At 34.4% G+C, this 12,575-nt stretch carries 11 protein-coding genes and 1 pseudogene; 10 read left to right on the top strand and 2 right to left on the bottom strand.

What is annotated here, in order from left to right; all coding sequences use genetic code 11:
- Nucleotides 1-45: 45 nt before the first annotated feature.
- The 5 genes from ACF91D_RS16755 to ACF91D_RS16735 all read left to right on the top strand — a co-directional run bounded on the left by ACF91D_RS16755 (nt 46) and on the right by ACF91D_RS16735 (nt 6,944).
- Entirely contained in the window at nt 46-1,332 is a 1,287-nt protein-coding gene (locus tag ACF91D_RS16755; RefSeq protein ID WP_119624449.1) for a YhgE/Pip domain-containing protein, read from the top strand.
- A 670-nt stretch (nt 1,333-2,002) separates the two neighbouring features.
- Nucleotides 2,003-2,782: an SDR family NAD(P)-dependent oxidoreductase gene (locus tag ACF91D_RS16750; protein WP_107527565.1), complete on the top strand. Its 780-nt coding sequence runs from the start codon at nt 2,003-2,005 to the stop codon at nt 2,780-2,782.
- 183 nt (nt 2,783-2,965) lie between these two features.
- Entirely contained in the window at nt 2,966-3,982 is a 1,017-nt protein-coding gene (locus ACF91D_RS16745) for an MsnO8 family LLM class oxidoreductase (RefSeq protein ID WP_107589260.1), read from the top strand.
- A complete protein-coding gene (locus tag ACF91D_RS16740) occupies nt 3,979-5,307 on the top strand; it encodes an LLM class flavin-dependent oxidoreductase (RefSeq protein WP_107527567.1) in 1,329 nt (442 codons plus the stop codon). The genes ACF91D_RS16745 and ACF91D_RS16740 overlap by 4 nt, the downstream gene beginning before the upstream one ends.
- Nucleotides 5,308-5,456: 149 nt before the next feature.
- A complete protein-coding gene (locus ACF91D_RS16735) occupies nt 5,457-6,944 on the top strand; it encodes a Na+/H+ antiporter NhaC family protein (protein WP_107527568.1) in 1,488 nt (495 codons plus the stop codon).
- Nucleotides 6,945-7,036: 92 nt separating this feature from the next.
- Here ACF91D_RS16735 and ACF91D_RS16730 read toward each other — a convergent pair whose 3' ends face one another.
- A complete protein-coding gene (locus tag ACF91D_RS16730; RefSeq protein WP_107512733.1) occupies nt 7,037-7,804 on the bottom strand; it encodes a DeoR/GlpR family DNA-binding transcription regulator in 768 nt (255 codons plus the stop codon).
- A 176-nt stretch (nt 7,805-7,980) separates the two neighbouring features.
- Between ACF91D_RS16730 and ACF91D_RS16725 the strand changes: the two genes are divergently transcribed.
- The 4 genes from ACF91D_RS16725 to rpiB are packed head-to-tail and all read left to right on the top strand — an operon-like array spanning nt 7,981 to nt 11,225.
- Nucleotides 7,981-9,063, top strand: coding sequence for an MDR/zinc-dependent alcohol dehydrogenase-like family protein (locus tag ACF91D_RS16725; protein ID WP_107527569.1), 1,083 nt, complete (start codon nt 7,981-7,983; stop codon nt 9,061-9,063).
- Between the two features lie 42 nt (nt 9,064-9,105).
- Nucleotides 9,106-10,104, top strand: coding sequence for a dihydroxyacetone kinase subunit DhaK (locus ACF91D_RS16720; protein WP_107527570.1), 999 nt, complete (start codon nt 9,106-9,108; stop codon nt 10,102-10,104).
- 13 nt (nt 10,105-10,117) lie between these two features.
- A complete protein-coding gene (gene dhaL, locus ACF91D_RS16715; protein ID WP_107527571.1) occupies nt 10,118-10,753 on the top strand; it encodes a dihydroxyacetone kinase subunit DhaL in 636 nt (211 codons plus the stop codon).
- Between the two features lie 25 nt (nt 10,754-10,778).
- Nucleotides 10,779-11,225 (top strand): ribose 5-phosphate isomerase B, encoded by a 447-nt coding sequence (gene rpiB / locus ACF91D_RS16710; RefSeq protein WP_042739303.1) that lies wholly within the window; start codon nt 10,779-10,781, stop codon nt 11,223-11,225.
- 69 nt (nt 11,226-11,294) lie between these two features.
- Here rpiB and ACF91D_RS16705 read toward each other — a convergent pair.
- Nucleotides 11,295-11,787, bottom strand: a pseudogene (locus ACF91D_RS16705) (transposase); the annotation flags it as partial.
- A gap of 296 nt (nt 11,788-12,083) precedes the next feature.
- Here ACF91D_RS16705 and ACF91D_RS16700 point away from each other — a divergent pair.
- Nucleotides 12,084-12,497 (top strand): DUF2871 domain-containing protein, encoded by a 414-nt coding sequence (locus tag ACF91D_RS16700; protein WP_107512738.1) that lies wholly within the window; start codon nt 12,084-12,086, stop codon nt 12,495-12,497.
- The last annotated feature ends 78 nt before the right edge of the window (nt 12,498-12,575 follow it).

Raw genomic sequence — 12,575 nt, 5'->3', positions numbered from 1 at the left:
AGTATTAATTAAACAACACATTGTATATTTAAGGAGGTAAAACAAATGAATATATTTAAAAATAAACTATTATGGATTGCACCGATTGCAATCATTGTATTATTGATCATACTAGCGACAGCTTTTTATCCTGCATATAATCCGTCACCTAAATCTTTACCAATAGCAATTGTAAATCATGATGAAGGTAATAATATGCAAGGTCAAAATGTGAATGTGGGTAAAAATTTGGAAGATAAATTAACAGATAGTGATTCAGATAAGATTAAATGGGTAAGCGTTGACAGTGAAAAAGAAGCGCGTAAAGGTTTGAAAGAGCAAAAATATTTTGGTGTGGCAGTAATTGAACAAGACTTTTCAAAAAATGCATTATCTAAAACCCAAAAATTAGTAAGTGACAGTAAACAAGCAGAAATAAAAGAGAAGGCAGATAGTGGTGAAATACCACCTGCACAATTACAACAAATGAAAAAGCAAATGGCTAATAAATCAGGATCAACAACTGACGTAAAGCAAGCTAATATCAAAACAATCGTTAACGGTGGAGCTAGTATGCAAGCTGTACAAATTGCGAATAACGTATTAAGTAAAGTTGGAGAAAATGTTAATAGTCAGATTTCACAACAAAGTTTAGAAATTTTAAATAAACAAGATGTTAAAGTATCTGCTAAAGATATTAAAGATGTAACGAATCCAGTATCAATCGATAAAGAAACAATAAATAAAGTTAAATCTCATCAAGCAAATGGTAATGGCCCGTTCTTGATGTTTATGCCAGTATGGATGAGTGCATTAGTCAGCTCTGTATTGTTATTCTATGCTTTTAGAACAAGTAATAATATCAAATTAAGTCAACGTTTGATTGCATCGCTTGCTCAAATGGCTGTAGCAGTAGTTACTGCATTTATTGGTGGTTTCGGTTATATTTATTTCATGTCTGAAGTGCAGGATTTTAACTTTGATGATATAAATAAAATTGCTATATATGTTTCAATTGCTATTATTGCATTTATAGGATTGATCTTAGGAACGATGTCATGGTTAGGAATGAAAGCAATACCAATTTTCTTCTTATTAATGTTCTTTAGTATGCAATTAGTGACATTGCCGAAACAATTCTTACCACAGTTCTATCAAGATTATATTGTAAGTTGGAATCCTTTTACACATTATGCTAATTATTTAAGAGAATTGTTATATATGAACCAATCATTGGAAATGAATTCAACAATGTGGATGTTTATTGGATTTATGATATTTGGTATTGTCTCAATATTAACTGCAACAATGATTAGAAAGCATAGTGATAAACGAACTGAAGTTCCTTCGTAAAATATTAATCATTTAAAAAATCTAGGACATATACTCCAAAAAAAGAGGCGCTCAGATTTATCTGAGTGCCTCTTTTTTTGGAGTATTTTATATTGTTAGCTCGCTTTCCTAGGGGACAGCTTCAGCCTGTAGTCTTCAGCTTGTCCTGATCCCTCAGGAGTCTCGCCAAAATACTGCTTAAAGTACTATGACTTTATATTAATATAATAAAGTGATTTCATTTATCTGAGTGCTTTTTTTATATAGTATTTTATATTGTTGGCTCGCTTTCCTAGGGGACAGCTTCAGCCTGTAGTCTTCAGCTTGTCCTGTTCCCTCAGGAGTCTCGCCAAAATATTGTTTAAAGTACTATGACTTTACATCAAAGTGCTTATGGAAAATAACAACTATTAAGCACTCTAAAGGACAATTGCTATTGGAATAGGAAATTACCATTTTTGTAAAAGTAATAAAAATGGTGATGATATAAATGGAGACTTAAAAATTAATAAGCAATTAACTTCTAAGAAGAGAACCATAACCATATGCGAATTTAGAAATGGCATTAAGCCTAATTTAGGCTTTGATACAGGTAAGGATTGTTGATATTATTTGAAAAAGCGTTTTCATTGTATAGTCATATGACTTAATTTAAACTGTGACTTAATCAACTTAAAATGGAGGGGTCACGATGAGTATTTGGAATCAGTTTGAATTGAAAGATCGTGTTGCCATTATTACTGGTGGAGCTACAGGATTAGGTAAGGCAATGGGACAAGGTATAGCAGAAGCAGGGGCAAATGTTGTAATTGCAGATATTAATTACGAATTAGCGCAACAAACTGCTACAGAATTTGAAAGTAATACAGGTAATGAAGCAATGGCCTGTAAAGTCGATGTCACAAATGTAGAAGATGTTGATAAGATGGTCCAGGATGTTGTAAATCACTTTGGACATATTGATATCTTATTTAATAATGCTGGAATTAATGAGCATGTTAAATTCGAAGATATGCCCTATGAGCGTTGGGTAAAAAATATGGATGTTAATATTAATAGTATGGTGTTAGTATCACAAGCAGTAGGAAAAGTGATGATCAAACAACAAAAAGGATCGATAATCAATACATCCTCAATGTCAGGTATTATTGTAAATACACCACAACCACAAGCGGCATATAACACATCAAAAGGTGCTGTTATTATGTTTACTAAAAGTCTAGCAAGTGAATGGGCTCAACATGGCATACGCGTTAATACAATAGCACCCGGGTATATGAAAACGGAATTAACTAAAGATTATTTTGCCCAAGGTGGAGATATGATTGATACATGGATGAAGTTCACGCCATTAGGTAGACCAGGTGTGCCAGAAGAATTGCAAGGTGCAGCTGTATACTTAGCATCAGATGCGTCATCGTTTGTGACTGGCAGTGTACTAACGATTGATGGGGGCTATACTGCTTTATAAATAAAATGTTAGTAATCATTAAAATAGAGCTAGGAACGTTAAAGACAAGACAACATTATGTTCCTAGTTCATTTTTTAAAAATTAATTCTGACTAAAACGATAAGAATAGTTGACAAACTGTTGAGAGAGGCATAATATATGGTTAAATCATTTTCAGAATATTCTTGTAAGGAGGTCATCAAGTGACTGATATTAGTATTTTGGATCAAAGTCCTTTAGACGATGGTCAGACAGTTAGAGCAGCTATAGAGCGTAGCGTTAAATTAGCGCAACTAGCAGACAATTTAAAATATAAACGGTATTTCGTAGCAGAACATCACAATATGCCGGAAGTTGCTGGTACGAGTCCAGAAATACTTGTGACACACATTTTGAATCAAACAACAACAATTCGTGTTGGCTCAGGTGGTGTCATGTTACAACATTACAGCCCATTTAAAGTGATTGAACAATTTCATTTTATTAGTAATCTTGCGCCAGGACGTGTTGATTTAGGTATAGGTAAAGCGCCTGGTGGATTTCCACTTGCAACAAAGGCTTTGCAAGCAGACTTAAATGAGAATGCATCCTCTTTCGAAGAAAAATTTCATCTTTTAAATCAATTTAATCAGCAAAGTTTCCCACAAGATTCAGAATTTGCACAGCTCACAACTGCTATAAGAAATGAAGAAGTAACTAAACCAGAGGTGTTTTTACTTGGTACAAGTATAAACTCAGCAGAATTAGCGGCTAAAGAACGTGTAGGATTTATTTATGCTTACTTTATTAATTCGAATGATAAAGCTTTAAAAGAAGCTGTCCAAAGCTATAAAGAGATTTATCCTGAAGGGAGAATGATTGTAGCCGTTGCAGCAGTTGTAGCGGAGAATTTAGAACAACTAGAAAAAGTTGAAGCGGGTCGTACGAACTATGCATTACATTTTGAAGATGGTCGAAAGATAACGGTTAATAATCAATCACAGGTTGATCTATTTCGCCAACAATCCACTGAGAAATTTGAAATTGAAGAAAAGCGTATTGATGTCTTTACTGGGGAAGCCCATCAAATTAAGGATGCAATTGCAAAGCTGAATGTTGATGGTGATATCGATGAGTTCATGTTACATATGCCGGTTCATGATGCTCAATTAAGAAAGCAAACAGTAATACAACTTGCGCCTGTTAATAGTGAACAATTAGAGAAAGAAGGGATAATATGACACGACAAAGTATTGATTTTGGAATTATGTTGAATGGACCTGGCAGTCATATGCATGCATGGAAATCATCAGAAGTACCTAGTGATGCTAGTACTAATTTTGATTTTCAATTAAAAATTGCCCGTAAAGCGGAAGACGCGGGGTTTAGCTTTTTATTTGTGGCAGACGGTTTATATATACATGAAAAATCTATACCACATTTTTTAGATCGCCATGAACCATTAACTTTGCTAGCTGCTTTAGCACCGATTACCTCACGTATTGGTTTGGTAGGTACCATTTCAACTTCTTATAGTGAGCCTTATACAGTGGCAAGACAATTGGCAACTATCGATCGTATTAGTCATGGACGTGCTGGCTGGAACATCGTGACCTCTCCATTGGAAGGAAGTGCATCAAATTATTCTAAAGGTGAGCACCCTGAACATGATGTCCGTTACGACATTGCTGAAGAACATATACAAGTCGTACAAGGATTATGGGATTCGTATGAAGATGATGCATTTAAATTTGATGCAGAGCATCATGAATATTTAGATAAGCGTAAGATGCATACACTTGACTATAAAGGAAAGTACTTTCAAGTTAAAGGGCCGCTAAATGCTGGTCGTTCTGAACAAGGTCAGCCTGTAATATTTCAAGCAGGTGCCTCACCAAAAGGTCAAGCATATGCTGCAAAATATGCTGATGCAGTGTTTACATTAGGTGAATCCTTTACACAAGCGAAATACAATTATGATGCAATCAAACAACAAGCAGAAGCATTCGGTAGAGACAAAGAAACAGTTAAAATTTACCCAATATTATCCCCAGTTATCGGTAAGACTCACGAAGAGGTAGAGCAACGATTTTCTGAAATTAAACAATTAGCCACAATCGAAGATGCCTTAGATTATCTAGGTAGATATTACGACCATCATGACTTTACCCAATATGACTTAGATGCACCTTTCCCAGAATTAGGTGATATGGGGCAGAATAGTTTTCGTGCAACAACAGAGGCTATTGCTGCAAGAGCAAAAGCCAATAATCTGACACTAAGAGAAGTTGCATTAGAAGAAACAGCAAAACGCTCGCCATTTACAGGAACATATGATGAAGTAACACGCCTACTTATAGAGTGGTTTGAAGGCGGTGCTGCCGATGGTTTTATCTTTGGTCCGCACATTTACGGTCCGATATATGATGATTTTATCAATGAAATCTTACCTCGGTTAGAACAACAAGGATATTACCACCAAGGTTATAAAGGCAAGACTTTACGAGAAAATATTGGTGTACCTTATAAAGAAAATAGATATTCAAAGCAAACGATAGGGCATTAAATTTATAATCTCAGATATAAAACTGAGATTGATTTAACGATAAGTAGCACTATGTATTTTAGTGTGCATAACTAGAACATAGTTTAGAAATGCTTTATTAATGGACAAAGGAATTGTTATAAAATGTTATTGAAGGAGTGTTGAAACATATGTCTAAATATAATGCAGCATCATATGAATCATTAACACGACATGATCGACGTGATATAGATTCGAATACTGAAGTAAAGACAAAGGTTAAGAAAAACATACAATTACCACACGTATTATTTATGATGTTCTTGATGATGATGTTTGCTTGTTTTTTGACATATGTCATTCCTGCAGGAACGTTTGATAAACATGCTGATGGAACAATTATTCAAGGTACTTATCACGCGATTCATCAGCATGGGATTAACCCTTTTTATGCAGTTACACTTATATTAAATGGAGGTATACAGTCTGCACAAACGGTGACTTTATTATTATTTATTGGTGGAGCAATGGGAGGCATTTTGCAATTAGATTCTGTCAAGACAGTGACAAATTATTTTATACAGCGCTTTGAACATGCGGGACCATTGCCTTTGGTTATTGGACTATTTTCTTTAATGGCATTTATTGGCTTTTTTGTCGGTGGTGACCAAATGATTGTCTTTGTAACATTGGGTGTTATATTGGTTAATCGTTTGAAACTTGATCCGATTACCGCATTAGCAATAACATTTTTACCCTTATATATGGCATTTTCAGTATCACCATCTGGTATGGCCAAAATAGGTCAAATCGTATATCCACATGTTCCGCTTTATTCAGGGTATGGTGGTAGAACTATAATGTATGTGGTGTTTTTAGCTGTAACCTTAGTCTATGTTATTTGGTATGCAAAACGTGTCATCAAAAATGTTGATAACAGTTTGATGACTACAACTGAATGGCAGCTTCAACAATATGACAATACAGAACAACATATTCAACAGCAAGTTACGGCAGGTGTTAGAGATTATCTAGTAGTATCATTGATTATTTTGACGCCTATTATCTTAGCGTTAGGTAACGGTTTGTTAAAATGGTCCGAGCACTATGGTAATGGTGTCTTTATTACAGTATTTGGAGTGAGTTTTGTGATTGCTTACTTAATAAAGGGAAAGTCACCGAGTCAAATGGTTGATGGATTTATAGAAGGTGCCAAGCCTATGTTGGTAGTAGCCTTCGCTATTATAATGGCTAATACAATCAGTGTTATATTAGAAAAAGGTCAAATTCTAAGTACTATTGTTCATGCTTTGACGACACAACTCGATGGCTCTTCTCCTGGCATCGTTTCAGTACTCGTATTCTTAGTGGCAACCGTGTTTAACTTTTTAGTGCCATCAGGATCAGGTTTAATGAGTGTTATGATTCCTATTTTACAACCCGTCACACATACGTTAGGTGTAAATGATCAGATGTTATTAACCGCACTGTCATTTGGAGGGGGATTAGGCAACCTTGTCACACCTACATTGGGTGCCACTGTAGGAGCTATTGCAATTGCAAAAGGTAACTTTGCTTCATGGTTGAAGTTTATGGTGCCACTATTTGTCATATGGATTATTGTAGGGGCAGCATTACTTTATTTCTTTACATTAGTAGGTTGGAGTGGCGGAAGTTAGCCAGCTTATAAATAAAAATTAAAAGGAACAATGATTAACAAGTGTTCTCATTCAATGGGAGTAGTCACTTTGTTAATGTCATTGTTCCTTTTTTAGTTATCTGCAATCGTTAATGTGAATGGCATATCTTGAGTCCATTTATGATCAGGTAATTGATCTGTAATCACTTCATTTATTTCCGTTGCTTTAGCAAATGATAATGTTGAAGAAACATCAAATTTGCTGCTATCGATAAGTGCAATAACATTTTCACTTTCTTGTACCATTTGTTTCTTTAACTGCACTTCTGGTAATGAAAAATCGGTTAATCCATTTTGTAATGTTAGGCCATTTGCAGATAAAAAGAAATAATCAATGTGATACATTTCTAGTATTTGTGAATCTATGTTGCCTGTGATTGCATTTGAGTCTTCAGAGACAAAACCACCTACTACAAGGACTGTTAGATGCGGATTCTCCTTTAATAGCACTGCATTTTCTAAACCATTGGTAATGATGGTAAGCTCCATTGTTGTATCTGCTAATAATTTTGCTAATTCATAAGTGGTAGAACTCGCATCAATCATAATACATTGTTGTGGCTTGATTTTTTTAAGTGCATGTTTACTTATTTTGTACTTTTCAGTATGCTTTTGCGTTAATCGATAAGAAAAGTTCAATTTTGATGAAATATTTTCGGTTACCTTTGCACCACCATGGGTACGTGTTAATTTATTTTCACTTTCTAATCTTCTCAAATCACTTCGAACGGTCGCTTCGGTCACGCTTAAATAATCAGAAAGTTGTCTTACGGTAGCGCGTTTATGTGACTTGATATAGCTATATATATGCTCTCGTCTTTCATCTGCGTACATTTTCAAACTCGCTCACATCCTCTTTAGAATCATAATATATTTTAACACATATTTTATTGAATCCAATAGAAACAACTCAAAACGAAAAGAAACGAAAAAATATTTGTATAAAACGAAAATATATATTAAAATAGCAATTGTAAATGAAAGCGTTTTCTAAAAATTATAGGGAGTTGTTAAGTATGGCTAATAAAAATTACCCAGACAAAATGAAAGCAATTGTAGCATATGCACCTGGAGATTATAAATATGAAACAGTAGATACACCCGTTATTGAAAATGCAAAAGAAATTGTAGTTAAAGTTGAAGCTTGTGGTATTTGTGCAGGAGATATTAAAGCATATGGGGGTGCGCCTAGTTTTTGGGGAGATGAAACACAACCGTCATATATTAAGGCGCCAATGATACCGGGGCATGAATTTATCGCACGTATTGTTGCTAAAGGTGATGAGGTCACTGATTTTGAAATAGGTGATCGTGTTATTTCAGAACAAATTGTACCTTGTTGGGAATGTAGATTCTGTAATCGTGGAGAATATTGGATGTGTGAAAAGCATGACTTATATGGTTTCCAAAATAATGTTAATGGTGGCATGGCTGAATATATGAAATTTACTAAAGAAGCGATTAACTATAAAGTCCCTGAAGATTTACCAATTGAAAAGGCAATACTAATTGAACCTTATGCATGTAGCTTACACGCGGTTCAACGCGCTAACATCAAACTTGGAGATTTCGTTGTTTTATCTGGAGCTGGCACGCTTGGTCTTGGTATGGTTGGTGCTGCTAAAAAGGCAGGCGCAGAAACATTAGTTGTATTAGATATGAAAGAAGACCGTTTAGAGTTAGCTAAACAATTCGGTGCTGATATCGTTATGAATCCAGCAGAAGTCGATGTGGTTAAAGAAATAAAAGAGATGACAGATGGATATGGTTGCGATACTTATATTGAAGCAACTGGCCACCCTAAATCAGTTGAACAAGGGTTAAGTGCTATTAGAAAGTTAGGACGTTTTGTAGAATTTTCAGTATTTGGTGAACCAGTAACAGTAGATTGGAGTATTATTTCTGATCGTAAAGAATTAGATTTAATGGGCAGTCATTTGGGACCATATTGTTATCCGCTTGTTATTGATGGTATTCAAAAAGGTGATTTTCCAACTGAGGGTGTAGTGACGCATCAATTGCCATTAGCATCATTTGAAGAAGGATTTGAATTAATGAAAAAAGGTGACAAATCTTTAAAAGTAGTTCTTGTACCTTAAATATAAATAATCATTACCCCAAGTAAAAAGGAGCGTAAGCATATGAAAAAGATGATTAATAATCCAGATGATGTAATTGATGAATTAGTGGATGGTTATGTTATTGCATATCCAGACTATATTCGTCGTACTGAGGTACATCAACGTGCACTTATTGGTAAAAAACGTAACCCCGATCGTCAAGTAAGTATATTGATTGGTGGAGGTTCAGGTCACGAACCAGGATTCTTAGGCTATGTTGGTGCAGGAATGGCAGATGGTGTTGCTGTAGGAAACATATTTGCATCACCTTCGCCGATACCAATACAGGCAGTGACAAAAGAGATAGATGATGGTCATGGTGTTTTATATATTTATGGTAATTATGCTGGCGATTTGATGAACTTTGAAATGGCGAGTGAAATGACTGAAATTGAAGATGACATTGAGACTGCAGTTGTGATTGGCAATGATGATGTAGCATCGTCTAAAGATATCGATGATCGTAGAGGAATTGCTGGAGAATTATTGGTGTATAAAGCTGCGGGTGCTGCGGCTGATTTCGGCTATGATTTAGATGAAGTGAAACGTATCGCACAGTTAGCAAATGATAATACAAGGTCTATGGGTATCGGGTTAAGTCCATGTTATTTACCACAAACGGGCAAACCTAGTTTCGATTTAGAAGAGAATGAAATGGAAATTGGATTAGGTCATCATGGAGAACCTGGTATTGAAAAAACAACAATAAGAACAGCACAGGAAACTGTACAAGTGATTATGCAAAATATCTTAAAAGAAGGACTATACCAACAAAATGACGAAGTTGTTGTATTGGTCAATGGTTTAGGTGCTACGTCTCAGATGGAATTATATATTATCAATAAAGAGGTAGCTGCAATTTTAAATGAACGAAATATTAAAACATATAAAACTTATATAGGTAACTTTATTACATCGATGGAGATGGGTGGATTTTCAGTTACATTAATGAAAGTTGATGAAACGTTAAAACGCTGTATTTCACATCCTGTTGATTGTCCAAATTTTAAAGAAGTATAAGGGGGTAGAATTCATGACAGTTTCCGGTCAGGCATTTAAGCAATATATTATAAAGCTTACTGAACTATTTGAGAATGAGAAAGATACACTATGTGAACTCGATAGAAAAATCGGTGATGGTGATCATGGTGTCACTATGAATATTGGATATCAAGCAGTCAAACAAGAAATTAATAATGAACTGCAGAGTCAAAATGATATAGCCAAAATTAGTGTTGCAGTAGGCAAGACGTTCTTAGATGCAGTTGGTTCATCAGTTGGTCCACTCTATGCTTCTGGATATTTAAAGGGGGCAGTAGCAGTAAAAAACAAAGACAATTTAGATGATGCTGCATTATATGATTTTTGGATTGCGTTTAGCAAAGGGATTAAGGCCAGAGGGAAGGCTGAAATCGGAGACAAGACGATGATTGATACATTAGAACCATTTTTTAACTCGTTAGAACAATCAAAAAGTAAAGGTGAGCTATTTAAAGTTGGATTTGATAAAGGATTGGTAGCTGCCAAGCAAGGGATGGAAAGTACCAAAGATATTATTTCCAATAAAGGTAGATCAAAGCGTTTAGGTTATCGTTCGCAAGGACATATTGATCCAGGAGCAATGTCTGCTTATCTTATGCTAGAAACGTTTAAGCCATTTGTTGCCTGAAAATTGATACAAGGAGGAATAAACAATGAAAATAGCAATTGGAGCAGACCATAATGGATATGATTTAAAGGAAGCGGTAAAATCACACGTAGAACAATTAGGCCATGAAGTTGAAGATTTTGGTTGTCATCATTGTGCCGAAACGGATTATCCAGATGTGGCATTAGAAGTGGGTAAGAGTATTCAACAAGGTAATAATGAACGAGGTATTTTAATTTGTGGTACTGGTATTGGTGTTGCAATTACTGCTAATAAATTAAATGGTATACGTGCAGCTTTGGCACATGATTACTATTCTGCTGAACGTGCACAGTTAAGCAATAATGCACAAATTCTAACAATGGGTGCACAAATTATTGGTATTGAAGTTGCAAAGAAAAATGTCGAGGCGTATTTGAATGTAAGTTGGGAAGGTGGTTCTCAGCGTAAAGTCGATAAGATTGATGAGATTGAGGCACATGAAAATACGTAATCGAAATAAAATGAAACAAGGTTCCTACTACACATAATTAAAACTTTATGTATCTAAAATATTACTCTTTTAGACTAAAATAAAATCGATGATTTTTACTGTGAAAATGTAAAAATTATCGATTTTTCTATTATTATCAAATTGATTAGCACTTAGTCCTGTTATTTTTCTTATAGTGAAAGCCAGTAATGCTAATCCAAGTTTACGTTTTGCATTTGTTATTCCTCGAAGTGACATGCGAGTGAACTCTAAAAAAGCATTCAAGAATCCAAAAACAGGTTCTACTTCAATTTTTCGTTGACTGTAGATATTTGTGTTTCTGGTGCTGAAAGCTGTCGATTTATTTTAGATTTGAAATATTCCCAATTATAATTCCTCAAAATTGTTTTATTGGGTTTCGAATGATGTTTTATACATTGATTACGTAGTGGACATGCTGAACAATGTCACATTCATATAATTTGAAATCTCTTTTAAAAACATAGCTATCCTTGCGATAAGCGTATCTATTAAATTCAAATTTCTTATAATTAGGATATATAAATTCATCATATTTCCAATTTGTGCGATATCATTTTCTATTGGTAGTGTTAATTGAGACATGTTGTAATATTTATACATATGATGACTTATTTTCCCGTGATAGCACATAATCTGGTTAACTTTTATAAGATGTTAGAAGTTGTTATACATAGGATTATTCTCAAGTACGCTAAGACAATGTACAATGAAATTGAATATAGCCTTATATTGTTTTAAAGATATGAAACATTACGGTAGGACTGTTTGATAAGTTTGTTTAATTGTCACTTTATTTTAATACAACTTATCCTATAATGTATTTAAGGAGGCGTAAAGATGCGCAGAATTTTGTATGCATTTTTAATTTATACTATTTTAGGCTTACTAAGTGGGTTCTATTACAGGGAACTAACGGTAGCACATCATTTCACAGGAGATACACAGTTGGTGGTAGTACATACGCATACCTTAATCTTGGGAATGTTTATGCATCTCGTATTATTACCTATCGAGAAAGTATTTAAATTAAGTAGTTATTATTTATTTAATTGGTTTTTCGTTATATACAATTTAGGTGTATTAGCGACAATAGGAATGATGTTTATGAAAGGTACATACCAAGTTATTGGACTGAAGGTTCCAGAGACATTTGCCGGATATACAGGTATAGGCCATACGACATTAACCGCAGGGTTTATATTATTATTTTTCTTATTAAGGAATGCAATTGTAAAGGATCCACGCGATTAATTTCAAATTTATTTACGTATCATCAAATATTAGCCTAGTTTCTAGATTTTTAATAGAGACTAGGTTTTTTAAATTTTT

This window comes from Staphylococcus sp. 231237_7MaSpsaltlick (genome assembly GCF_043107035.1).
This window is presented reverse-complemented; position numbering and strand designations above follow the sequence as displayed.

What these genes read in the sequence shown, in the direction of transcription:
- ACF91D_RS16755 (WP_119624449.1), top strand. Translation starts at nt 46, where the DNA reads ATGAATATATTTAAAAATAAACTATTATGGATTGCACCGATTGCAATC.
- ACF91D_RS16750 (WP_107527565.1), top strand. Translation starts at nt 2,003, where the DNA reads ATGAGTATTTGGAATCAGTTTGAATTGAAAGATCGTGTTGCCATTATT.
- ACF91D_RS16740 (WP_107527567.1), top strand. Translation starts at nt 3,979, where the DNA reads ATGACACGACAAAGTATTGATTTTGGAATTATGTTGAATGGACCTGGC.
- ACF91D_RS16735 (WP_107527568.1), top strand. Translation starts at nt 5,457, where the DNA reads ATGTCTAAATATAATGCAGCATCATATGAATCATTAACACGACATGAT.
- ACF91D_RS16725 (WP_107527569.1), top strand. Translation starts at nt 7,981, where the DNA reads ATGGCTAATAAAAATTACCCAGACAAAATGAAAGCAATTGTAGCATAT.
- ACF91D_RS16720 (WP_107527570.1), top strand. Translation starts at nt 9,106, where the DNA reads ATGAAAAAGATGATTAATAATCCAGATGATGTAATTGATGAATTAGTG.
- dhaL (WP_107527571.1), top strand. Translation starts at nt 10,118, where the DNA reads ATGACAGTTTCCGGTCAGGCATTTAAGCAATATATTATAAAGCTTACT.
- rpiB (WP_042739303.1), top strand. Translation starts at nt 10,779, where the DNA reads ATGAAAATAGCAATTGGAGCAGACCATAATGGATATGATTTAAAGGAA.
- ACF91D_RS16700 (WP_107512738.1), top strand. Translation starts at nt 12,084, where the DNA reads ATGCGCAGAATTTTGTATGCATTTTTAATTTATACTATTTTAGGCTTA.